This is a genomic window from Sulfitobacter sp. 1A12056 (genome assembly GCF_043558125.1).
Classification (GTDB): domain Bacteria; phylum Pseudomonadota; class Alphaproteobacteria; order Rhodobacterales; family Rhodobacteraceae; genus Sulfitobacter; species Sulfitobacter faviae.
In genome coordinates, this window is record NZ_JBIFFY010000003.1 from 250396 (window position 1) to 271692 (window position 21297).

Annotated in this window: 22 protein-coding genes; 8 read left to right on the top strand and 14 right to left on the bottom strand. The window is 62.1% G+C overall.

Going from position 1 to position 21297, the window contains the following annotated elements; all coding sequences use genetic code 11:
* Positions 1–27 precede the first annotated feature (27 nt).
* A complete protein-coding gene (locus ACGYLD_RS09395) occupies positions 28–312 on the top strand; it encodes a hypothetical protein (RefSeq protein WP_271693266.1) in 285 nt (94 codons plus the stop codon).
* A gap of 54 nt (positions 313–366) precedes the next feature.
* Here ACGYLD_RS09395 and ACGYLD_RS09400 read toward each other — a convergent pair whose 3' ends face one another.
* Positions 367–573, bottom strand: coding sequence for a cold-shock protein (locus ACGYLD_RS09400; protein ID WP_067262111.1), 207 nt, complete (start codon positions 571–573; stop codon positions 367–369).
* Between the two features lie 168 nt (positions 574–741).
* Here ACGYLD_RS09400 and ACGYLD_RS09405 point away from each other — a divergent pair, with 168 nt between their 5' ends.
* Positions 742–1062 carry an ArsC/Spx/MgsR family protein gene (locus tag ACGYLD_RS09405; protein ID WP_271693267.1) on the top strand — a complete coding sequence of 107 codons (321 nt, stop codon included), beginning with the start codon at positions 742–744 and terminating at the stop codon, positions 1060–1062.
* On the opposite strand, the gene ACGYLD_RS09410 is transcribed toward ACGYLD_RS09405, so the two are convergent.
* The 5 genes from ACGYLD_RS09410 to thrS form a co-directional block, all read right to left on the bottom strand.
* On the bottom strand, positions 1059–1592 hold the full coding sequence (locus tag ACGYLD_RS09410; RefSeq protein ID WP_271693268.1) for a DoxX family protein: 534 nt from the start codon (positions 1590–1592) through the stop codon (positions 1059–1061). The two genes, ACGYLD_RS09405 and ACGYLD_RS09410, sit on opposite strands and share 4 nt — an antisense overlap.
* Complete coding sequence (locus ACGYLD_RS09415) at positions 1589–2347, bottom strand: DNA-binding domain-containing protein (RefSeq protein ID WP_271693269.1); 759 nt, start codon at positions 2345–2347, stop codon at positions 1589–1591. The genes ACGYLD_RS09410 and ACGYLD_RS09415 overlap by 4 nt, the downstream gene beginning before the upstream one ends.
* Entirely contained in the window at positions 2344–3189 is an 846-nt protein-coding gene (locus ACGYLD_RS09420; RefSeq protein ID WP_394402267.1) for a DUF692 family multinuclear iron-containing protein, read from the bottom strand. The genes ACGYLD_RS09415 and ACGYLD_RS09420 overlap by 4 nt, the downstream gene beginning before the upstream one ends.
* A gap of 59 nt (positions 3190–3248) precedes the next feature.
* On the bottom strand, positions 3249–3551 hold the full coding sequence (locus ACGYLD_RS09425; protein ID WP_271687884.1) for a DUF2282 domain-containing protein: 303 nt from the start codon (positions 3549–3551) through the stop codon (positions 3249–3251).
* A 225-nt stretch (positions 3552–3776) separates the two neighbouring features.
* Complete coding sequence (gene thrS, locus ACGYLD_RS09430) at positions 3777–5723, bottom strand: threonine--tRNA ligase (protein ID WP_394402270.1); 1947 nt, start codon at positions 5721–5723, stop codon at positions 3777–3779.
* A 172-nt stretch (positions 5724–5895) separates the two neighbouring features.
* Between thrS and ACGYLD_RS09435 the strand changes: the two genes are divergently transcribed.
* From ACGYLD_RS09435 to ACGYLD_RS09445, 3 genes are all read left to right on the top strand, one after another.
* Positions 5896–7182 carry an MFS transporter gene (locus ACGYLD_RS09435; protein ID WP_394402273.1) on the top strand — a complete coding sequence of 429 codons (1287 nt, stop codon included), beginning with the start codon at positions 5896–5898 and terminating at the stop codon, positions 7180–7182.
* Positions 7183–7233: 51 nt separating this feature from the next.
* A complete protein-coding gene (locus tag ACGYLD_RS09440) occupies positions 7234–7986 on the top strand; it encodes an alpha/beta fold hydrolase (RefSeq protein ID WP_271693274.1) in 753 nt (250 codons plus the stop codon).
* A gap of 141 nt (positions 7987–8127) precedes the next feature.
* Positions 8128–8838: an alpha/beta fold hydrolase gene (locus ACGYLD_RS09445; RefSeq protein ID WP_271693275.1), complete on the top strand. Its 711-nt coding sequence runs from the start codon at positions 8128–8130 to the stop codon at positions 8836–8838.
* 9 nt (positions 8839–8847) lie between these two features.
* Here the strand turns inward: ACGYLD_RS09445 and phaZ are convergent, their stop codons facing one another.
* Positions 8848–10164: a polyhydroxyalkanoate depolymerase gene (phaZ, locus tag ACGYLD_RS09450; protein ID WP_271693276.1), complete on the bottom strand. Its 1317-nt coding sequence runs from the start codon at positions 10162–10164 to the stop codon at positions 8848–8850.
* A gap of 50 nt (positions 10165–10214) precedes the next feature.
* Between phaZ and ACGYLD_RS09455 the strand changes: the two genes are divergently transcribed.
* The 3 genes from ACGYLD_RS09455 to phaR all read left to right on the top strand — a co-directional run bounded on the left by ACGYLD_RS09455 (position 10215) and on the right by phaR (position 13307).
* Complete coding sequence (locus tag ACGYLD_RS09455) at positions 10215–12020, top strand: alpha/beta hydrolase (protein ID WP_271693277.1); 1806 nt, start codon at positions 10215–10217, stop codon at positions 12018–12020.
* Positions 12021–12171: 151 nt separating this feature from the next.
* A complete protein-coding gene (locus tag ACGYLD_RS09460) occupies positions 12172–12615 on the top strand; it encodes a phasin family protein (RefSeq protein WP_067260985.1) in 444 nt (147 codons plus the stop codon).
* Positions 12616–12758: 143 nt separating this feature from the next.
* Positions 12759–13307, top strand: coding sequence for a polyhydroxyalkanoate synthesis repressor PhaR (phaR, locus tag ACGYLD_RS09465; RefSeq protein WP_271687875.1), 549 nt, complete (start codon positions 12759–12761; stop codon positions 13305–13307).
* Positions 13308–13338: 31 nt separating this feature from the next.
* On the opposite strand, the gene ACGYLD_RS09470 is transcribed toward phaR, so the two are convergent.
* From ACGYLD_RS09470 to ACGYLD_RS09500, 7 genes are all read right to left on the bottom strand, one after another.
* The gene (locus ACGYLD_RS09470) at positions 13339–14517 is read right to left on the bottom strand and encodes a DegT/DnrJ/EryC1/StrS aminotransferase family protein (RefSeq protein WP_271693278.1); all 1179 of its coding nucleotides are present in this window, start codon (positions 14515–14517) and stop codon (positions 13339–13341) included.
* A gap of 203 nt (positions 14518–14720) precedes the next feature.
* The gene (locus ACGYLD_RS09475) at positions 14721–16025 is read right to left on the bottom strand and encodes an FAD-binding oxidoreductase (RefSeq protein ID WP_271693279.1); all 1305 of its coding nucleotides are present in this window, start codon (positions 16023–16025) and stop codon (positions 14721–14723) included.
* A 14-nt stretch (positions 16026–16039) separates the two neighbouring features.
* The gene (locus ACGYLD_RS09480) at positions 16040–17401 is read right to left on the bottom strand and encodes a glutamine synthetase family protein (RefSeq protein ID WP_067260991.1); all 1362 of its coding nucleotides are present in this window, start codon (positions 17399–17401) and stop codon (positions 16040–16042) included.
* On the bottom strand, positions 17401–18090 hold the full coding sequence (locus ACGYLD_RS09485) for a type 1 glutamine amidotransferase (RefSeq protein ID WP_271693280.1): 690 nt from the start codon (positions 18088–18090) through the stop codon (positions 17401–17403). Before ACGYLD_RS09485 ends, ACGYLD_RS09480 begins: the two co-directional genes overlap by 1 nt.
* A 10-nt stretch (positions 18091–18100) precedes the next feature.
* Complete coding sequence (locus tag ACGYLD_RS09490) at positions 18101–19435, bottom strand: glutamine synthetase family protein (RefSeq protein ID WP_067260995.1); 1335 nt, start codon at positions 19433–19435, stop codon at positions 18101–18103.
* Between the two features lie 100 nt (positions 19436–19535).
* Positions 19536–20342: an ABC transporter permease gene (locus ACGYLD_RS09495; RefSeq protein WP_271693281.1), complete on the bottom strand. Its 807-nt coding sequence runs from the start codon at positions 20340–20342 to the stop codon at positions 19536–19538.
* Positions 20339–21223, bottom strand: coding sequence for an ABC transporter permease (locus tag ACGYLD_RS09500; RefSeq protein WP_209219004.1), 885 nt, complete (start codon positions 21221–21223; stop codon positions 20339–20341). Before ACGYLD_RS09500 ends, ACGYLD_RS09495 begins: the two co-directional genes overlap by 4 nt.
* Positions 21224–21297: the final 74 nt, after the last annotated feature.

Below are 21297 nucleotides of genomic sequence, written 5' to 3' on the forward strand. Positions count from 1 at the left end.
ATAATTACGAGGGTTATCATGCGTGTAATGTCAGCTATCGCAGCGGCGGCAGGGCTGCTTTCAGCCGGGCTGGCCAGTCAGGTCTCGGCAGAGCCCAAGGTCTACGCCTATCCCAGTTCCGCAAATTACTGCCCGGCGGGGCTGCAACCGGTGACCCTTGGCGGGGCGATCTGTTGTGGCACGCCGAACCAGACCATGACCTATGCTGAGGTCAAGGCGCACCCCGTGCAGCGCCGTCACCGCGTGGTCACACCGCGCCGTTCAGCCCGCGTGCCTTGCCCGGTTGGGGCCAAAGGCTGTTCGTATAACTGATCTTTCAAGCAACGCCCGGCGCGGGACGCCGGGTGTTTTCTTGCAATATCGTGGCTAGAGCAGCGCGAGGTCGGTGGCCATCTGCCGTCCGTCGCGGCCTTCGGTCAGTTCATAGCTGACCTTTTGATCGTCCGCCAAGCCGGTCAGGCCAGACCGTTCGACCGCCGAAATATGAACAAATACATCGTTACCGCCGCTTTCGGGGGCGATGAACCCGTAGCCTTTGGTGGTGTTAAACCATTTCACGGTGCCAGTTGGCATAATCTCCGCGCCTCCTTTGTCTTTGCGTCTCTGCGTCCAGCAGAATGGCGAAAGCGATTGAATTGCGACCCGCCATAATAGAAAGATCGCGCGGACTGGAAAAAAATCAAGCGATCAGCTGCGAGAACCGCAACTGGGCGTGGGATCGCGAGGCTGAGGGAGACGGATGTGCTAATTTATGGGCTGAAAAATTGTGACAGCTGTCGTAAGGCGAAAAAGGCGCTGCCAGAGGCGCAATTGGTCGACGTGCGGGAGGAGGGCGTGCCCACCGCGGTCTTGGAAAAGGCCCACGCGCAGTTTGGTGCGGCCTTGCTCAACACCCGTTCGACAACCTGGCGCGGGCTGGATGACGCGGCCCGCAAGGAAGAGCCGCTGGCCCTGATTAAAGCCCATCCGGCCCTGATGAAGCGCCCCCTGATTGCGGTGGGTGATCGGCTGTTTCTGGGCTGGAACAAAGAGATAGAAGTTGACGTTCAAGCGATGCTTTAACCGCGGCCTGCTATCAGCCGGTCCAGTGACAGGGGGCCGGCCCCTTTGATGACCAGCACCAAAAGCAAGAAGACCCAGAGCGCCCGCTGGTCGAGAATATGGGCGTCGGGGAAACGGTCGAACCACGCGCCGAGGGCGCTGCCGTGGCCGTAGAGATCGGTCAGCGATTGCACCACGACAAAGCCTACCATTGCCAGCGCGGCCAGCCGGGTCAGCAGCCCGATGACGATGAGCAGGGGCAGGATGAACTCCGCCACCGTTCCGGCGACGACGACGAGCCAATGAAACAGCCCAAGCGCGTCGCTGTCATAGCCGACCGCCTCGAAAACGCGGGGGAAGATCTGGGCGTAGGCGCCGGTGGAGGGGGTGAAGATGCCCAAAGGGCCGGGGCCGAGTTTGGTTAGACCGGCGTTCAGGAAGTAGACCAGCAACACCGCGGCAAAGAGGAAACGCGCGAGGGTCGGAAGCAGCCAGTCGGCACGCTCCAGTCGGTCGGCGGCGGTGCGGTAAAGGGGCAGAAATCGGGTCATTTGCTTTCCTCCACGGAAATCGCGCTGAAGACGCCGTGGCTCAGGGCAAAGCCTAGGGCGGCGGCGAGGTCGAACTCAGGTGCGGCACTGACTGTGGCTTCATGGGCCGCCCCGAAGGTCCGCCCCTCGGCAAGGTGACCGAACCATTGCGCCGCGCCGGGCGGCGCCAGATGCGGGGCGGGATCATAAGCGGGGCGGGTGATTACCACGTCCTGCGCCACGTTACGCGGCTTGGGCGCGTTATCGGTGAAATTATAGCGCCAGATGTCGAAAAGCGGCCAATCTGATCGCAGAAGGCGGGTCGCGGGGGCGAGGGTGAGCTTGGCCCCCATCAGCGCATCGGGAGGGAGCGCCTCGAAGATCTGCGGATCCAGCGGTGCCGCGTCGGCGGCGTGGTAGGAGGACCGCAGCGCGAGGTCGAGCCTTGCGGCATCGGCGAGATAGCCGATTTTCGCCAGTGGCGCGAAACCTGCGATGAACCCCGGGAAATCCGCGCCATAATGCATCATCATCGGCGATTTCGGTGGATGCGCCCGGACATAGAGCGGCGCGAGTTCGGCAAAATTGCGGGCACCGATCAGCTTGCGCACCAGCGGAAAGGCCACTTCGAGAGCCGCGATCAGGGAATGGGTGACATTGTTGCGATAGACGCCATAGCGCGCGCCCGCCGGTTGCCCCTTGCCATCGCGCAGCCCCGCGGGGGCGGGGCGTGCGGGATCGAGCAGCGCCGCGCGAAAACTGTGCTGGTCGGTCACGCCAGCACCTCGGCGGCGCGATTGGCTTCGGCCCGCAGGACGGGCCAGTCGGGCACGTCATTGTCCCACTCGACCAGTACCGGCTTTGGACCGGTTTGGGCCAGGGTGTAGCTGAGCAAGTCCCAGACCGGATCGACGACCTTTTTGCCATGGCTGTCGATCAACAGCGGCGCGCCGTGATCGTCGGTGTCGTCGTCATGGCCGCCCACATGGATCTCCCCCACATGCTCTGTCGGGAAGGCGTCGATGTAGCCCTGCGGCGATAGCCCGAGGTTGGTGGCTGAAATGAAGACATTATTGACATCCAGCAAGAGCCCGCAGGAGGTTCGCGCGATGACCTCGGCTAAAAAGTCAGTTTCGGACAAGTCAGATTCTTCGAATGCGAGGTAGCTAGAGGGGTTTTCAAGCAGCATTTGCCGCCCCAATACGTCTTGCACTTGATTGATATGCGCGGCGACGCGGGTCAGCGTTTCTTCGGTATAGGGCAGGGGGAGGAGGTCGTTGAGATATTCCATCCCATGGGTCGACCACGCCAGATGTTCGGAGAAGGACGCAGGCTGGGTTCGGTCACAGAGGGTCTTGAGCCGCGCGAGATGGTCTGTGTCGAGGGGGCCTTCGCCGCCGATCGACAGGCCGACGCCATGAACTGACAGGGCGAAACGTTCCTGCAAGGCGCGCAGCTGCGCATGGGGGCGGCCACCGTCGCCCATGTAGTTCTCGGCATGCACTTCGATCCAACGAACCGGGCCGGGATCGGCCATCAAACCATCGAAATGCCGGGATTTATATCCGACCCCGGGGGCATTGGGCAGCGTGGTGAGAGGGGGGGTATCGTCGCGCATATCGGCCTCCGGCATGGGGCGGGGCAGAGTCCGGGCGGGTGCCGCCCGGACCGCTTTGATCAAGCGGGCAGGTCGCGGTCCAGCGGTTCCAGAGAGCCGGTCCGCTCGGTCCCGTCGGCCATGGCGGGCAGATCGATCTCGGCGCAGGTGCCTTCGTCGACGAGGGTCCATGCGTTGCCCTGGTAGTCGGTCACGGAGGTGCCGGCGCAGGTCGTGCCGGGGCCAGCGGCGCAGTCGTTCTCACCGGCCAGCGATACGCCATAGCATTTCTCTTGCGAGGCGGCGGTTGCGGTGGTGGCGTGGCTGCCGAGAGCGGCGGCAACGGCCCCTGCGATGGCGGCGGTCTTGAGTGTGTTGGACATTGTCATTTTCCTTCCTGATGGTGTTGACAGGCTTACTAGAGCAGCCCGTTCGCTCACAAGCTAGTCACGAGCGAGTGTGTCACAGTCCCGTCAGAATTCACGCGGAAAAACGGCGAAAGTTGTAACGATCCCGCGCAGGAAGGGTGGGATTGTTACAAAAACGCTCCGGCAGGCAGTGGGCATATTGCCCGCAAACCCGCCGGAGCGCATGTTTGTTACAGCGCGTTAGCGCAGGTCAGGCGGGGTCGCGTCCTGTGCCAGTTCGGCGGTGAGTGCGTCGAGCGGCTGTACGGATGTCTGCTTTTGCCCCAGACGCCGGACCGAGACCGTGCGCTCTTCGACTTCGCGCGCGCCCACGGCGAGGATCACCGGCACCTTGCCCAGCGAATGCTCGCGGACTTTGTAGTTGATCTTCTCGTTGCGCATATCGGCCTCGGCGCGGACACCGGCGGCGCGCAATGTCTCCACGACCTCTGCCACATAGTCATCAGCCTCGGACGTGATGGAGGCCACAACGACCTGCCGCGGCGCGATCCAGAAGGGCAGCTTGCCGGCGTGTTCCTCGATCAGGATGCCGATGAAGCGCTCGAAGCTGCCCAAGGTGGCGCGGTGCAGCATCACGGGGCGGTGCTTGTTGCCGTCCTGCCCGATGAAGCTCGCCTCCAGCCGTTCGGGAAGGTTCGCGTCGACCTGCAGGGTGCCGCATTGCCAGTTGCGCCCGATGGCGTCGGTCAGGGTGAACTCAAGCTTCGGGCCGTAAAAGGCGCCTTCGCCCTCGAGCACCTCAAAGTCATAGCCCGCGGCCTTGCAGGCATCGCCAAGCGCCTGTTCCATGTGGTCCCATGTCTCGTCCGAGCCGATCCGCTTTTCGGGGCGGGTGGAAAGTTTGATGGTCCAGTTATGGAAGCCGAGGTCGGCATAGACTTTGGACAGGAAGGCGATGAACTTCGCTGTTTCCGAGGTGATCTGATCCTCGGCGCAGAAGATATGGCCGTCGTCTTGGGTAAATCCGCGCACCCGCATGATGCCGTGCAGCGCGCCCGAAGGCTCATAACGCGCGCAGGAGCCGAACTCGGCCATCCGGAGCGGCAGGTCGCGGTAGGACTTCAGACCTTGGTTGAAGACCTGCACATGGCAGGGGCAGTTCATCGGTTTGAGCGCATTCACCGCCTTCTCGCGGGCGTGCTCTTCATCGACTTCGACGATGAACATGTTCTCTTGATACTTGTCCCAGTGGCCGGATTTTTCCCAAAGCTTGCGGTCCACCACCTGCGGGGTGTTGACCTCGACATAGCCGTCGCGGTCCTGCATGCGGCGCATGTAGTCCTGCAAGGTGGTGTAGATGCGCCAGCCGTTGGGGTGCCAGAAGACCTGGCCGGGCGCCTCTTCCTGCATGTGGAACAGGCCCATTTCCTTGCCCAGCTTGCGGTGGTCGCGTTTGGCGGCCTCCTCCAGCATGTTGAGATGGGCGCGCAGTTTCTCCTTGCCGGTGAAGGCCACGCCGTAGATGCGCTGCAACATGGCGCGGCTGCTGTCGCCGCGCCAATAGGCACCGGCGATGGACATCAGCTTGAAGGCATCGCCCGGCACTTGGCCGGTGTGTTGCAGGTGCGGACCGCGGCAGAGGTCCTGCCAATCGCCGTGCCAATACATGCGCAGCGGCTCGTCGCCGGGGATCGCCTCGATCAGCTCGACCTTATAGGGCTCGTTCAGGTCTTCGTAATGTTTGATCGCGCGGGCGCGGTCCCAGACTTCGGTGCGGACGGGGTCGCGCTTGTTGATGATCTCCTTCATCTTTTTCTCGATGAGGCCGAGATCTTCGGGAGTGAAGGGCTCTGCGCGGTCAAAGTCGTAATACCAGCCATCCTTGATGACGGGGCCAATGGTGACCTTGGTGTCGGGCCAGATTTCCTGCACGGCGCGGGCCATGATATGCGCAAGGTCGTGGCGCACCAGCTCGTTGGCCTGTTCCTCGTCGGCCATGGTGTGGATGGCGATGCTCGCGTCACTCTCGATCGGCCAGGCCAGATCGTAATGCGCGCCGTTCACGGTGGCACTGATGGCCTTTTTGCCGAGCGATTTAGAGATATCGGCAGCCACTTCACCAGCGGTGATCCCGGCGTCGTACTGCCGGCTGTTGCCATCGGGAAGGGTGAGGGAGATTTGGGCCATCTTGGGCGCTCCTCGTCGGTTTGGCGCCTACGAGACGCCCGGTTGCGGGTTATGTGTTGGGCCTATGTGGCGGGGCAGGCGCGGCTTGTCAATGCAAGCGGGGCCGCTTCGGGAAAGTTGCGGCAGGGCGATGGCGCGCTATGTCAGGCGGGCAACAACGAGGATCGGTCAGATGCAAGACGACACGGCGCAGCGCGCATTCGAGACGATTTCGGGGGCGGACGACCCGGCACCGGGGTTGGACGACAAGGCGCAATGGGCCGAGGCGCGCAACGGGCTGCGCCATATCGTGTCGCTGTCGATGACCAAAGTGGCCGATGGTCTGATCGACCCGAAACTGGTCCTGGCTTGGCTGTTGAGCGCCCTCGGCGCGCCTGCGGTTTTCGCGGGCGCTTTGGTGCCGATCCGCGAGGCCGGGTCGCTTTTGCCGCAGATCGCGCTGGCGGGCGTGGTGCAGCGCATGGCGCGGCGCAAATGGGCTTGGGTCTGGGGCTCGGTCGGGCAGGGGGTCGCGGCGGGGCTGATCGCCCTTGCTGCGCTGAGCCTTGAGGGGGCCATGGCGGGCTATGCGGTCTGCGCCGCGCTGGCGCTGCTCGCCGTTTGCCGCGCGGCCTGTTCGGTGTCGTTCAAGGAGATTTTGGGCAAGACGGTGGGTAAGACCCGGCGCGGATCGGTGACCGGCTTGGCGGGGTCGGTCTCCTCGGTCGGGGTGGTGATCTTTGCCGGGCTTTTGATGTCGGGGCTGTTTCAAAGCCGGGGCGTTGTCGTGGCAGCCATCGCGCTGGCGGCGGCGCTATGGATCGGCGCGGCGCTGTTGTTCTCGACGATCATGGAAACGCCGAGCGAGACCGAAGAGGCCGATGGCGTGGATTTTAAACTGCTGCGCGGCAACCGCGATCTGTGGCTTTTCATTCTGGTGCGCGGGCTCTTGGTCTCTACCGCGCTGGCGCCGCCCTATTTGGTGGTGCTTGCCGGTTCGTCAGAGAGCGGGCAGTCGGGGCAATTGGGCGCCTTGGTGCTGGCCTCGGCGCTGGCGTCTTTGGTCAGCTCCTACGTCTGGGGGCGCCTGTCGGATATGTCGAGCCGCCGTGTGCTGATGCTGACCGGTGTCGTTGGCGCAGTGTCGATGGCGCTGGCGGTGGGGCTGTGGTTCCTTAATCTGGCGCAGGCGGTCTGGGCGATGCCTGCCGTGCTCTTCATCCTGATGATCGCCTATCACGGCGTGCGGCAGGGGCGGTCGACCTATCTGGTCGACATGGCCCCGAAAGACCAGCGCGCCGCCTATGCGGCGGTGAGCAATACGGTGATCGGGCTGCTCTTGCTGCTGGCGGGCGTGCTGGGCGGCGGGGCCGCGCTGATCGGGGCGCAGGCGACGCTGATCCTATTTACCGTCATGGCGCTGGCCGCCGCCGTGTTGGCCCATTGGCTGCCGGAGGTTGAGCATCTGTCCGAGGACTGACTTGCCCTCATCCGCCGCGATGCTCATGATTGGACAAAAGACGGAGGCAGCATGGCAGACAGCAAATACATCGACACGCCGCAAGGGCGGCGTATCGCCTATCACAAGACCGAAGGGGCGGGGCCCTGCGTGATGTTTCTGGGCGGGCTGAAGTCCGACATGATGGGGACCAAGGCGGTCTATCTCGAAGACTGGGCGCGGGCCGAGGGGCGCGCCTTTCTGCGCTTCGACTATTCGGGCCATGGGGAATCGTCGGGCCTATTTACCGAAGGGTGCATCGGCGATTGGCACGAAGACACGCTGGCCGCGGTCGCGGCGCTGACCGAGGGGCAGCTGATCGTCGTCGGCTCCTCCATGGGCGGCTGGCAGGCGCTGCTCTTGGCGCGGCATCTGCCTGAGCGGGTCGCCGGGCTGGTCGGTATCGCCGCGGCCCCCGATTTCACCGAGGATGGCTATTGGGCGAATTTTACCGAGGCGCAAAAACAGACCTTGGAAGAGGTCGGGCAGGTCGAGTTGCCGTCGGACTATATGGAGCCCTATGTCATCACCCGCCGGATGATCGAGGACGGGCGCCAGCGGTTGGTGCTGCGCGATCCGCTGAACCTGCCGTTCCCGGTGCGGCTGTTGCAGGGCACGGCGGACACCGCCGTCAGCACGGCCACGGCGGTGCGGCTGTTGGAGCATGCGCAAAGCCCCGACATGCAACTGACGCTGGTCAAGGATGCCGATCACCGTTTCTCGGACGCGGGCTGTCTGGCGATGATCGTCGAGGCGATCAACGCGGTCTCCGGCGACACGGAGTGACCAAGGGCGCGGGCATGGAACCGCCGACGCGCCTGCGCCCCGCTGTCCCCCGAAACCGCCCATGCTAAGAGACTGCCAAACCCAAGGGGGACGGCATGAAACCACGTCATTTCAACCGCATACCGCACCGGAGCCTGGCCAATGGCTGAGCCGATCGTTCTGCTGCCCGGCATGATGTGCGACGCGCGTGTCTTCACGCCGCAGATTCAAGCGCTCTCGCCGCGCGGGACCGTGGTGCTGGCCCCGATCACCCAAGGCGAACGGATCGAAGAGATCGCCTCGGGCCTGTTGGATCAACTGCCGCCGCGTTTCGCGCTGGTGGGGCAGGGCATGGGCGGTGTGGTGGCGCTGGAACTGCTGCGCCGCGCGCCCGACCGGATCAGCCGCATCGCCCTGCTGGCGACCCATGTGCTGGCCGAACTGCCCGCCATTGCCGCGGACCGTGAACCGCAGATCATCATGGCGCAGTCGGGCAAGCTGGGGGAGGCGATGCAGGCGCGGATGGCCAATGGTTTCCTCGCCCCCGGCAAGGGGCGGGGGGAGGTGCTGACCCGCGCGATGGAGATGGCCGAGACGCTGGGCGGCGATGTCTTCGTCCGCCAATCCCGCGCCCTGCAACGGCGGCGCGATCAACAGGCGGTGCTGCGCAAGTGCAAGGTGCCCGCGCTGGTGCTTTGTGGGGAGCATGACACGCTCTGCCCGGTCAAACGCCATGCCTTCATGGCCGAGATGATCCCCTATGCCAAGCTGACGGTGCTCGAAGACGCGGGCCATCTGCCCAGCCTAGAGCAGCCAGAGGCGACCACAGCCGCGCTGCGCGACTGGCTACATCAACCTCTGGTACTGCAATAGGGCAGCGGGTCAGGCCGCTGCCGGTTTACCGGTCTTCTTGGTCTCGGATTTCTGAGGCGCAGGCTTCTGCGGCTCGGGGTTTTGTGGCGCGGGCGTGCCGTTGTTCGCGTCGATAAAGTCGAGCACCAAGGGCCGGATGTTGTTGCGCCAGCTTTTGCCCGCGAAGATCCCGTAATGGCCCGCGCCCTGCTCAAGATGGCTGGCCTTCTTGGCATCCGGCAGTCCAGTCAGCAGATCAAGAGCGGCGATGCACTGGCCGGGGGCCGAAATGTCGTCCTTGCTGCCCTCGACCGTTTTGACGGCGACGGTGGTGATCTTGCCGATGTCGACCTGACGGCCCGCCACGGTGAAGACGTTGCGCGCGATCTCGCGCTCTTTGAAAATGCGTTGCACGGTCGAGAGGTAGAACTCCGCCGGCATGTCCATCACGGCAAGGTATTCGTCGTAGAACTTATTGTGCTTGTCATGCTCATGCGCCGTCTTTTGTGCCACGCGGGTGATCTGATTGGCAAAGGCATCGCGGTGGGTGTCATTGTTCATCGAGATGAAAGAGGTAAGCTGCAACAGCCCCGGATAGACCTTGCGCCCCACGCCCGCGTATTTGAAGCCGACCTGTTGGATCATCATCTGCTCAAGCTGACCCATGGTCACGCTATGCCCGAAATCGGTCACATCCGTGGGCGCGGCATCGGGATCAATCGGCCCGCCGATCAGCGTCAGCGTGCGCGGCTGCGCTTCGGGCGCTTCCTCGGCCAGATAGGCGGTGGCGGCCAGCGTCAGCGGCGCAGGCTGGCAGACCGCGATCACATGGGTGTCCGGCCCAAGGTGATGCATGAAATCAACAAGGTAGAGCGTATAATCCTCGATGTCGAACTTGCCCGCACTAACTGGAATATCACGCGCATTGTGCCAGTCCGTCACATAGACGTCGCAATCAGGCAGCAGGGAGATCACAGTGGAACGGAGCAGCGTGGCGTAATGACCCGACATTGGCGCGACCAAAAGAACCTTGCGGCCCGTCTCTTCGCGGCCTTGGACCGAGAATTTCAGCAAATCGCCAAAGGGCCGTTCCATCACCGGCTCGATGCTGACCAGACAGTCCTGCCCCTTGGGGCCGACCACCGGCGGGATGTCCCAATCGGGTTTGACGACCATGCGGGCAAAGGTCCGTTCCGTCACCTCACCCCAAGCGGCGAGCCATTCCATCGCAGGGTTTGGAAACAGAGAGAAAGCCGGGTAGGATGCCATAGCAAGCGCAGAAGCGCCGAGCCATTGATTGGTGTTCCGGATGGACTCCATCATGTCGTAGGTGGCCATATAGCGCATGTGGGGGCTCCTTTATGCTGCACCTGCGAAGATAGGAGGTAAGGGTTAAGATGACAACAGAATCCGAAAATCCCGAGATTGCCGAGCCTCCAGCCCTGTCTCGTATGGCGCAAAACTTGAAAAAGGTTGAAGAATTAAGCCAGCGCCTGACCCGTGTGATGGCGCAGCGCGAGGGCCATCAGCCCGCGCTCGACGGTCCGAACCAACAGCTTTTCGCCAAGGCGGCACAGTCTTACTGGGCCGAAGCGATGACCAATCCGGCCCGTTTGATGGAGCATCAGATGGGCTATTGGACCAAATCGGTCGCCCATTTCGTCGAGGCGCAGCAGGCGCTGGCCAAGGGCGGTTTGGCCCCGGTTGAAAAGGACGCGCCGACCGACAAACGTTTCGTCAATCCGCTGTGGCAGACGCATCCCTATTTCAACTTCATCAAACAGCAGTATCTGATCAACGCCGAGGCGCTGCGCCAAGCGGTCGAAGATGCCCAAGACATGGACCCGGCCGAGAAAAAGCGGCTGGTCTATTTCAGCCAGCAGATCATCGCGATGATGTCCCCGACCAACTTCCTCGCCACCAATCCCGACGTGCTGGAACGCGCGGTTGAGACCGAGGGCGAGAGCCTCGTGAAAGGTCTAGAAAACCTGATCGCGGATCTGGAGGCCAACAATGGCGAGTTGGTCGTGAAACTGGCGGATGACAGCGCTTTTGAGCTGGGCCGCAACATCGCCACCACGCCGGGCAAGGTGGTGTTTCGCAACCGCATGTTCGAGTTGATCCAATACACCCCCAGCACCGAAGAGGTCCATAAAACCCCGCTGCTGATCTTCCCGCCGTGGATCAACAAGTTCTACATTCTCGACCTCAAGGCGCAGAACAGCCTCGTCAAATGGCTGGTCGATCAGGGGCACACGCTGTTCATCGTCTCATGGGTGAACCCCGATGCCAGCTATGCCCAAATCGGCATGGAGGATTACGTCGAAGAGGGCTACCTCGCCGCGATTGAAGAGGTGAAGGCGATCACTCAGGAAAAGCGCCTCAACGTGGTGGGCTATTGCATCGCCGGCACCACGCTGGCGCTGACCCTGTCGCTGTTGAAAAAACGTGGCGATAGCTCGATCAAATCCGCCACCTTCTTCACCGCGCTCACCGATTTTTCGGATCAGGGGGAGTTTCAGCCCTTCCTCACCAATGACTTCATCGACGGAATCGAGGCCGAGACGGCGGATAAGGGCATTCTGCCCTCGGTCGTCATGGCGCGCACCTTCTCATTCCTGCGCTCCAACGATCTGGTCTATGGCCCCGCCGTGCGCAGCTACATGATGGGCGAGACGCCCCCGGCCTTTGACCTGCTCTATTGGAACGGCGACGGGGCCAATCTGCCGGGGCAGATGGCAATGCAATACCTGCGCGGTCTCTGCCAGCGAAACGAATTGGCCGAGGGCGGTTTCAAACTGCTCGGAGAGCGGCTGACGCTGGATGATATCGAGGTGCCGCTCTGCGCCGTGGCCTGTGAGACGGATCACATCGCGCCGTGGAAAGACTGCTACCGCGGGGTGCAGCAGATGGGGTCGAAGGACAAGACCTTCATCATGGCGCAATCGGGCCATATCGCGGGCATCGTCAATCCACCCAATCGGAAGAAATACGGCCACTATGTGAACGGCGATCTCACGCAGGACTACGCCGCATGGCGCGAGGCCGCCGCCTTTCACGAAGGGTCATGGTGGCCACGGTGGGGCAAGTGGCTCACCAAACGGGCAGGGGCAATGATTCCCGCACGGTTTCCCGGCGACGATGGCCGGGAAATTCTCGCCGATGCCCCGGGCAGCTATGTGACCCGCAAGGCAAACGACTGATTACCTTGGGTAATCCAAACACCCTTCGGGCTCATGCTGCAATGCAGAAAAAACCTTGAAATGCTGCGCTGCGGCATCTATGTTGTGGTCAGACGCGAAACGGACGGGTCTCCCCGCTCCCTTGCCACAGTAGCATTAAAAGGATTGAGACATGACCAAGACACCTGACATGACCGCGATGTTCAAAGACGTTCTGGGCGCTTTCCCGGTGGATAACGCCGCCATGCAAGACGCATTCAAAAACACCGCCACCCTGAACGAAAAACTCTCCGGCGTTGCCTTCGACGCGGCTGAAAAATCCGCCGACATCTCCACCGCTTGGACCAAAGAGACGCTGGCCCGCCTGACCGAGATGACCAAGGTCAAAGCCGAGCCCACAGACTATGCCAAAGCGATGACCGATTTCGCCTCCGCCTCCGCCGAATCCGCGGCCGAGCATATGGCTGCCTTCGCCGAGATCGCGAAAAAGGTTCAGATGGACACCGTCGAGCTGATGATGTCGGCTGGTAAAGACCTGCAAAGCGACGCCAAAGCCGCCACCACCGAAGGCGTGGCCACCGCACAGGCTGCCGCCAAAAAAGCGACAGTGAAGTAAATTTGACGCTGGGCTCTCCAGCGCCAAGGAATGCTTAAAGAAAGGGCAGGTCCAGACGGGCCTGCCCTTTTGTCATGCGCTCTTTCTATTTGCCAATCCCTGTCCTAAGCTGCGATGCAGCACCATTGGTCGGGAGTAACATCATGGCGGACAAACCGAAGCCCTTGCTGATAAAACGCTACGCCAGCCGCAGGCTCTACAACACCGAAACAAGCGATTATGTCACGCTGGAAGATATCGCCGGTTTCATCCGCGATGGCCGCGAGGTTCAGATCGTCGATCTGAAGTCCGGCGATGACCTGACACGGCAATATCTGTTGCAAATCATCGCCGAACACGAAAGCCGGGGCGAGGCCGTCTTGCCGGTCGATGTGCTGACCGATCTGGTGCGCAGCTATATGTCAGGCAATGTCTCGGTGGTGCCGCAGTTCTTGCAAGCCTCCTTCGACATGCTGCGCGATGGCCAGTCCAAGGCGATCGAAAACATGAGCGCGATGAACCCGATGGCCAAGATGCCGGGCATGGAAGCGATGCAGGCGCAGCAAGAAGCCTTTATGAAGGCGATGACCGGTGGCTGGGCCAAATCAACCACGCCAGAGCCGCCCAAACAACAGGCCGAACAGGGCGACGATCTGGACGCGATCAAAAAGCAGTTGGCAGAATTGCAGGATAAACTGTCAAAGCTGAACTAACCCCAGAAGAAGCGGGCGTCGCGCGCCCGCCTCAGGCCGCCTGCGCCTCGGCCACATCCCTCAGCGCGCCCAAAATCACATCCGCCACGGCGTCGATCTCCTCCAGCGTCAATTGTACCGGCAGCCGCACGTCGCAGGCCCGCATCAGCATGGCGCGGGTGCGCGGCAGCTCGGGCAGGTCTTCGATGAATTGCCAGTTCCAAAAGGCGCGGGCGTTGTCGGTGCTTTGGCCAAAGACCTGCACCTTCACCCCCACCGCCTCCGCCGCCGCCGCGAAAGCGCAGATGCTGGCATCAGAGAGGCCCACCAGATTGAACTGGATCGAATCCGGCGCGCGGGTCTCACCGGGCAGGGGGCTCGGCACCTCGATCAAGGGGGAGGCCGCCAGCCGCGCCGCCATGTGATCGTGATTGCGCAGCCCATCGGCCACCCGGCGCGGCAAATGCGGCAATTGCGGCCGGATGATCGCAGCCGAGAGGTTGGACATGCGCAGATTGTACAGCGGCAGCCGGTTCTGCCATTTGGCAAAACTGTCTTGCAGGGCCGCGTGTTTCTTCCAATTATGCTCATAAGCGCCCGACATGATGATCGCCCGCGCCACCAGATCGGCGTCATCGGTGATCAGGATGCCGCCTTCGCCTGCGTTAATCATCTTGTAGGACTGGAAGGAAAAACAGCCGATCTTGCCAATCGTCCCGATTTTCCGCCCCCGCCAAAGCGTGCCCAGCGAATGGGCCGCGTCTTCGATCACCGGCACGCCAGCGGCCTCGCAAAGCCCCATGATCGCATCCATATCCGAAGTATGCCCCCGCATATGGCTGATGATCACCCCCCGAACGCTCGGCAGTTTGGCGGCGAAATCCTCCAAATCCACACGGTAATTCTCGCCCACCTCACAAAGCACCGGCTTGCAGCCTGCGTGGATCACTGCAGAAGGCACGGCAGCAAAGGTGAAACCCGGGATCAACACCGGCGCCCCATCCGGCAAGTCCAAAGCAAGCAAGGACAGAAACAGCGCGGCCGAGCAGGAGGACACGGCCAGCGCATATTCACTGCCCATCATCTGCGCAAATTCGACCTCCAACAGGGAAACAGGCGCGTCCTTAGCCGCAGTATAGCGAAAAAGATCGCCACTTTGCAAAAGCTCCGCAATGGCGGCTTCCGCTTCGGCAGGGATCGGTTCGGCACAGTGCATGTCGGGCAAAGCCATATTTCAAAATCCTGAATAATGATTTCCAGAATAGTAAAACAAACGCCCGCGCAAACCAAGGGGGATGCCCCCACAACAGGCCACCCCCTCTTCCCCTTCATCCTTTCCTAAATACCCTCGGGGGAATCGCGCCTAAGGCGCGATGGGGGCAGCGCCCCCGCACTCCACCAACCAGCCAACCCGCAACACCGCTCAGAGCAAAATCACAGCCCCAACCGATCCCGCGTCGCATACCAAAGCATCGCAAGCACCAAAAGCGGGCTGCGCAGAGAGGCGCCACCGGGGAAGGCCTGTGTCGGGATTGCGGCCATCGTGTCGAAACCCGCGGCATCGCCTTCGATCGCCTTGGCCATCAGATAGCCCGCATGGGACGCCGTACCAACCCCGTGACCAGAATAGCCCGAGGCCGAGAAGATGTTCGGCGCGAGCCGGGCCACATAGGGCAGGCGCTTCATCGTGATGCCAAGGGTGCCGCCCCAAGCGTAGTCGATCTTGACGTCCTTCAACTGCGGGAAGACCTGCGACATCGGTTTGCGCACCTTGGCGGCGATGTCCTGCGGGAAGCGATAGCCATAGCTTTCGCCGCCACCGAAAAGCAGCCGCCCGTCGTGGGACAGCCGGAAGTAGTTCACCACAAACCGGCTGTCGGCCACGGCCACGTCGCGGGGCAGCACATCGTTCACGCGGTCGCCCAAAGGTTCGGTCGCGGCGATGAAATTGTTGATCGGCATGACCCTGGCGGCCACGTCACCGTTCAGTTTGCCCAGATAGCCATTGCAAGCCAGCACCACATGATCGGCGCTGACGCTGCCGGTGGCGGTTTGCACCAGCGCCTTGCTGCCCTCGACGATGTTCTCGGCGGGGCTTGTCTCATGAATGCGCACACCTGCGGCGGCAGCGGCGCGGGCAAGGCCGAGGGCGTAGTTCAAGGGGTGCAAATGCGCGGCCCCCATGTCGAGCACGCCGCCCTTGTAGTCGGGCGAGGGGCAGACCGATTGCAGCGCGGCGTGATCCAACACTTCGATCTCATCATAGCCATAGCGCTTTTGCAGATGCTCTGCATAATCATGCAGATGCCGCACGTCAGATGTGGTGGAGCCGGTCCAGGCCACGCCGGGCTTCAGGTGGCAATCGATCTCATGTTTCGCGATGAGGGATTTGACCAGTTCCTTCGCCTCTTCGCCCATCTGCCACAGCTTGGCGGCATGGTCTTCGCCCAGCATCTTTTCGAGCCCATCTTGCTCGACCCGTTGGCCCGAGCCCAATTGTCCGCCATTGCGGCCCGAGGCGCCAAAGCCGACGCGTTGCGCGTCCAAAAGCACCACGTCATAGCCCGCCTCGGCCAGATGCAGAGCGGCGGAAAGCCCGGTGTAGCCGCCGCCAACGACACAGACATCGGCCTTGGTATCGCCCTGAAGCGGCGGGTAGGCCGCATGTTTCGTGGCGGTGGCGGCGTACCAGCTGGTAGGGTACTGGCCGGGCGTGTCATTGGCGTAGAGCAGGTTCATCGGGCCTCCGGGCTTCAGACGTTCATCAGCAGATGTTCACGTTCCCAAGGCGAGATGACCTGTAGGAACTCCTCATATTCCGCCCGTTTGACGATGGAGTAGACGCGGGCGAAATCGGGGCCCAACGCCTCGTGCAATTCCGTCGCTTCTTCAAAGAGATCAAGCGCTTGGCCCAGAACCTGCGGAATATCCCCTTCGCCGACATAGGCATCGCCTTTGAATTCGGGCAGCGGGTCTTTCTGCTGGATTAGCCCCAGATAGCCGCAGGCGAGGCTCGCGGCGATGCCGAGGTAGGGATTGCAGTCCATCCCGGCGAGACGGTTTTCCACCCGGCGCGACTTGGGCCCCGAGAGCGGCACGCGAATGCCCGTGGTGCGGTTGTCGCGGCCCCATTCAAGGTTGATCGGCGCGGCGTGATCCTTGACGTAGCGGCGGTAGGAATTGACGTAGGGTGCGATCACGGCGAGCGCGCTTGGCATGTGGTTTTGCAAACCGGCGATGAAATGGCGGAAGGGGGCGGTCTCTTCCCCTTCGGCATCGACAAAGATGTTCTCGCCGGTTTTCACGTCCAGCACCGAATGGTGGATATGCATGGCGCTGCCCGGCTCATCAGCGATGGGCTTGGCCATGAAGGTGGCGTAGCACTCATGCCGCATCGCCGCTTCGCGGATCAGCCGTTTGAAATAGAACACCTCATCGGCCAGCCGCACCGGATCCCCATGTTGCAAGTTGATCTCAAGCTGGCCCGCGCCGCCCTCTTGGGTGATGCCGTCGATCTCGAAACCCTGCGCCTCGGCAAAGTCGTAGATGTCGTCGATCACGGGGCCGAATTCATCCACCGCCGTCATCGAATAGGCCTGACGCGCCGCCGCCGGGCGGCCCGAGCGGCCCATCATCGGCAGGATTTCCTTGGCCGGGTCGATGTTGCGGGCCACGAGGAAAAATTCCATCTCGGGGGCCACGACCGGCTCCCACCCCTTGTCGCGGTAAAGTTGCACCACGCGTTTGAGCACATTGCGCGGCGAATAGGCCACCGGCTTGTCGTTGCGGTCATAGGCGTCGTGGATGACCTGAAGCGTCCAGTCCCCGGTCCAAGGTGCGGCGGTGGCCGTGTCCATATCCGGGCGCAGGATCATGTCTTTTTCGATGAAACCGTCATCGCCCGCCGCTTCGCCCCATTCGCCGGTGATGGTCTGGTAGAAGATGCTGTCGGGCAGGTGGAAATATTCTTGCCGCGCGAATTTCGACGCCGGGACGGCCTTGCCCCGGGCGATGCCGGGCAGGTCGGGGATGATACATTCCACTTCGTCCAGACGCCGGCCCTCAAGATAGGCGCGCGCCGCTTCGGGTAGTGCTTCTGTCCAATCCTCGGCCATCAGGCCCTCTCTTTCCTGTTGTCTTTAAAGAATGCGGCCATTTGGTCCGCGATTTTTTGGTTGTCGATGGGGCCGCCCAAGGCGGCGGTGGCCTGCTCCAGCAGATGCTCGGGCACCACGCCCTTGCCACGGGTTTTGATCAAGCCGTCGATGAAGTCATGGCCGAATTCGGGATGTGGCTGCACTGTCCAGATGCGGTCGTCATAGGCCAGCGCCGCATAGGCGCAAAAGTCCGACGAGGCAACGACGCGGGCCCCTTCGGGCAGTTCCACAATCTGGTCCTGATGCCATGCATTCAGCGCCAGTTTGTCACCGTCCATATCGTATTCAGTGCGACCAATGGACCAGCCGTTGGTAAACTTCTCAACCTTGCCGCCAAGCGCTTGGGCGATGATCTGATGCCCGAAACAAACGCCGATCAGGGGGCGGCCATCGGCATAGGTCTGGCGGATGAACTCCTCCAGCGGCGGGATCCAATCGTGATCCTCATAGGCGCCGTGTTTCGATCCGGTGATCAGCCAGCCGTCGGCCTCTGTCACGCTGTCGGGCAGGATGCCATCGACGACCGACCAGATTTGAAAGTCAAACCCGTGGCCATCCAGCAGTTTGGTGAACATCTCCCCATAGTCGCCGAGCTGTTCGCGAAAGTCATCGGGGGAGTGGCCGGTTTGCAGAATGCCGATTTTCATGTGTCACCTGTTACACAGTGTCGAGATAGATCTCGACCTGTTCCTCTGGGGTCAATTCCTGCATGTAATGCAATTCTTGGCGTTTGGTCAGCACGAAGTTGCGGATCATCTCGGGGGCGAAGATGCGCGCGACATGGGGGCAGCTTTCAAACAGGTCGATGGCGGTTTTCCAATCGCTCGGCATGCGCGGCAATTCGGCGGCATAGGCGTTGCCGGTGATCGGGGCGGGCGGCTCAAGCGCGTCTTCGATCCCGTTGAGCGCGGCACCCAACACGGCGGCGAGCATCAGATAGGGGTTCACATCCCCGCCCGAGACGCGGTGTTCGATGCGCCGCGCCTTGTGGCTGCCCGAGGGGATGCGGATCGCGGCGGTGCGGTTCTCATAGGCCCAGCAAACCCCGGTAGGCGCGTGGGATTCTGGCACCATCCGGTCAAAGCTATTGGCATGCGGGCAGAAGACCAGCGCCGAGCCCTGCATCGCGTTCATGCAGCCCGCCACTGCATGGCGCAATGTGTCGGTCCCTTTCGGCCCGCCATCGTCGAAGATGTTGTCGCCCTTCTCATCCAATACTGAGAAATGCGTGTGCAGGCCGGAGCCGGAGTAATCCTCGTAAGGTTTCGCCATAAAGCTTGCGGCAAAGCCGTGCCGCCGTGCCAGACCCTTAACCAGCATCTTGAACAGCCATGCGTCATCGGCGGCGCGCAGGGCGTCATCGCAATGCATGAGGTTGATCTCGAACTGACCCAGACCCGCCTCGGAAATGGCGGTGTCGGCGGGGATGTCCATCTCTTCGCAGGCGTCATAAAGATCGGTGAAGAACAGATCGAACTGGTCGAGCGCGCGGATCGACATGGTTTCGGCCGCCTTGCGCCGCTTGCCCGACCGGGGGGAGACGGGCACCTGAAGGTTGCGGCCCGAATCGTCGATCAGGAAGAATTCCAGCTCAACGGCGCAGACCGGCGTCAGCCCGCGCGCCTTGTAGCGATCCAGCACCGCGCGCAGCGCATGGCGCGGATCGCCGGGATAGGGGCGGCCATCTTCGCGGAACATCCAGATGGGCAACAGGGCCGAGGGCGCGTCGAGCCATGGCATCGGCATGAAGCCCCGTTCGGTCGGTTTCAGTACGCCATCCGCATCGCCCGTTTCAAACACCAGCGGGCTGTCGTCGATATCCTCGCCCCAGATGTCGAGGTTCAGCACCGAGACGGGAAAGCGGGTGCCTTCGGTCGTGACCTTATCGGCAAAGCGCGAGGGGATGCGCTTGCCCCGCGCTTGGCCATTGAGGTCGGCAGCGGCCACACGAATGGTGCGGACCTGAGGATTTTTGCGAAGCCAGTTGTTCATACATCACCTGAATGGGCGGTGGGCATGTCACAAAGCGGTTCGCCCGGGGGCAAAAGCGGTAGGCGCCCACGCGCCGCGTAATTTGATCAAATAATGGATACTACCGGATCAAATTAGGACGCAAGCGAATTTTACGGCGTTGCGCTTGGGGCAGGTGGCGGTTGAGGCGGGAATTGATCAAACCGAAGACGCCGATGATGCAGAGCGTCAGAAGGATGAAATAACCGGCAAGAATGGGATAGGGGACGAAGGGGTTGAAGGTCTTATCCGCGAAATAGCTGGCGTAATAGAGCGCGTCACCGCGCTGTTGCCATGCCGGGAAACCGCTGAAAAACACCAGTGTCGTGGCGTGAAACAGGAAAATCGCCTCATTCGTATAGGCGGGCCAAGCGAGCCGCAGCGAGGTGGGCCAGATCACCCGGCGAAAGCGCGACCAGCCGGACAGACCATAGGCATCCGCGGCCTCCACATCGCCCTTGGGGATGGATTGCAGCGCGCCGTAAAAAATTTCGCCCGAATATGCGGCAGTGTTGAGAAAGAGCACGATCAACGCGCCCAGCCATGCCGCGGTGAAGGGGGCGAAGAAGGCGTATTCCGATTTCAGCGACAGAAACAGGAAGTAGCCAAAGAAGAACTGAATGAAGAGCGGCGAGCCGCGGAAGATAAAGATGAACCACTCCGCCGGTTTGCGGAACCACGGGTTCGCGCTGGCCTTGCCAACGCCGAGCGCCGTCGCAAAGAAAAAGCCGGTCAGCAAAGCGACGACGCCAAAATATACGTTCCAGATCATGCCCGAGCCAATCAGCGTGAACTGCTCGCAAAGCGTGAAACCTTCGCGCGGCAGCAGCCGCTCGCCATAGCCCAAGGACCGCAGGCCGTAGTCCTGAATCGTTTGCAGACAGCTCATGCGCCAGCCCTCCGCTGGGCTTCGCCGCCGGTGGTGGCTTGGCCGCGTGTCAGTCGTTTCATCAGACGGTCCAACGTGATCTCGGAAATGCGGGTGAAGAGCAGGTAGAACACCAGCAGCGCGAGGAAGTACCACATGCGCCAGTCAGGGTGCGGGTAATCGGTAAAGCGCGGCGTCTTGGTGCCGCCCAACTCACGCGCCCAATAGACGATGTCTTCGACGCCTAGCAGGAACAGCAGCGGCGTGGCCTTGATCAGCACCATCCACAGGTTGCTGAGGCCGGGCAGGGCATAGACCCACATCTGCGGCACCAGCACCCGCCAGAAGGTTTGGCGGTGGGTCATGCCATAGGCTTCGGCGGTTTCGAGTTGCGGGCGCGGCACGGCGCGCATGGCCCCGAAAAGCACATTGGCCGCGAAGGCCCCGAAAACGATGGCAAAGGTAAAGACGGCGAGGCCGAAGCCATAGGTCTCATGCACCCATTGGGCGGCATTGCCCAAGGGCATCTTGGCTTCTTGGCAGACGACGAAGTCGCTGCCTTGGCGGATCGGCATATCCCAATCGGGGCAAAGCACCTTGTGGCGCAGGTACTCGATGCCCTGATCGAGCGCGATCACGAAAAACAGGAAGAAGGCGATATCCGGCACACCACGCACCAGCGCGATATAGCCCTTGCCGACCCAGCTGAGCGGCGCGAAACGCGCGCGTGCCATCATGGCCCCGCCAAAGCCGAAGGCCAGCGCCACGGGGGCGGTAACCGCCAAAAGCAGCAGGACCTTCAGGAAGGACAGGTAGAAGGACATATGGACGCCGGTGGTCAGGTAACAGGCGGTCCAGAGCCAGTCATTCAGGGTCGACGGATCGGTGCAGAAAGAGAACATGGGCCCCCGTGGGCTGATCTGCGCGCGGGGCCCGCGCAGGCGTGGTCAGGCGCGCCGCGACGGGCGCGCCTGAG

Coding starts and splice junctions, on each gene's coding strand:
- ACGYLD_RS09395 (WP_271693266.1), top strand. CDS start 28: ATGTCAGCTATCGCAGCGGCGGCAGGGCTGCTTTCAGCCGGGCTGGCC.
- ACGYLD_RS09400 (WP_067262111.1), bottom strand. CDS start 573: ATGCCAACTGGCACCGTGAAATGGTTTAACACCACCAAAGGCTACGGG.
- ACGYLD_RS09410 (WP_271693268.1), bottom strand. CDS start 1,592: ATGACCCGATTTCTGCCCCTTTACCGCACCGCCGCCGACCGACTGGAG.
- ACGYLD_RS09420 (WP_394402267.1), bottom strand. CDS start 3,189: ATGCGCGACGATACCCCCCCTCTCACCACGCTGCCCAATGCCCCCGGG.
- ACGYLD_RS09425 (WP_271687884.1), bottom strand. CDS start 3,551: ATGTCCAACACACTCAAGACCGCCGCCATCGCAGGGGCCGTTGCCGCC.
- thrS (WP_394402270.1), bottom strand. CDS start 5,723: ATGGCCCAAATCTCCCTCACCCTTCCCGATGGCAACAGCCGGCAGTAC.
- ACGYLD_RS09435 (WP_394402273.1), top strand. CDS start 5,896: ATGCAAGACGACACGGCGCAGCGCGCATTCGAGACGATTTCGGGGGCG.
- ACGYLD_RS09440 (WP_271693274.1), top strand. CDS start 7,234: ATGGCAGACAGCAAATACATCGACACGCCGCAAGGGCGGCGTATCGCC.
- ACGYLD_RS09445 (WP_271693275.1), top strand. CDS start 8,128: ATGGCTGAGCCGATCGTTCTGCTGCCCGGCATGATGTGCGACGCGCGT.
- phaZ (WP_271693276.1), bottom strand. CDS start 10,164: ATGCGCTATATGGCCACCTACGACATGATGGAGTCCATCCGGAACACC.
- ACGYLD_RS09455 (WP_271693277.1), top strand. CDS start 10,215: ATGACAACAGAATCCGAAAATCCCGAGATTGCCGAGCCTCCAGCCCTG.
- ACGYLD_RS09460 (WP_067260985.1), top strand. CDS start 12,172: ATGACCAAGACACCTGACATGACCGCGATGTTCAAAGACGTTCTGGGC.
- phaR (WP_271687875.1), top strand. CDS start 12,759: ATGGCGGACAAACCGAAGCCCTTGCTGATAAAACGCTACGCCAGCCGC.
- ACGYLD_RS09470 (WP_271693278.1), bottom strand. CDS start 14,517: ATGGCTTTGCCCGACATGCACTGTGCCGAACCGATCCCTGCCGAAGCG.
- ACGYLD_RS09475 (WP_271693279.1), bottom strand. CDS start 16,025: ATGAACCTGCTCTACGCCAATGACACGCCCGGCCAGTACCCTACCAGC.
- ACGYLD_RS09480 (WP_067260991.1), bottom strand. CDS start 17,401: ATGGCCGAGGATTGGACAGAAGCACTACCCGAAGCGGCGCGCGCCTAT.
- ACGYLD_RS09485 (WP_271693280.1), bottom strand. CDS start 18,090: ATGAAAATCGGCATTCTGCAAACCGGCCACTCCCCCGATGACTTTCGC.
- ACGYLD_RS09490 (WP_067260995.1), bottom strand. CDS start 19,435: ATGAACAACTGGCTTCGCAAAAATCCTCAGGTCCGCACCATTCGTGTG.
- ACGYLD_RS09495 (WP_271693281.1), bottom strand. CDS start 20,342: ATGAGCTGTCTGCAAACGATTCAGGACTACGGCCTGCGGTCCTTGGGC.
- ACGYLD_RS09500 (WP_209219004.1), bottom strand. CDS start 21,223: ATGTTCTCTTTCTGCACCGATCCGTCGACCCTGAATGACTGGCTCTGG.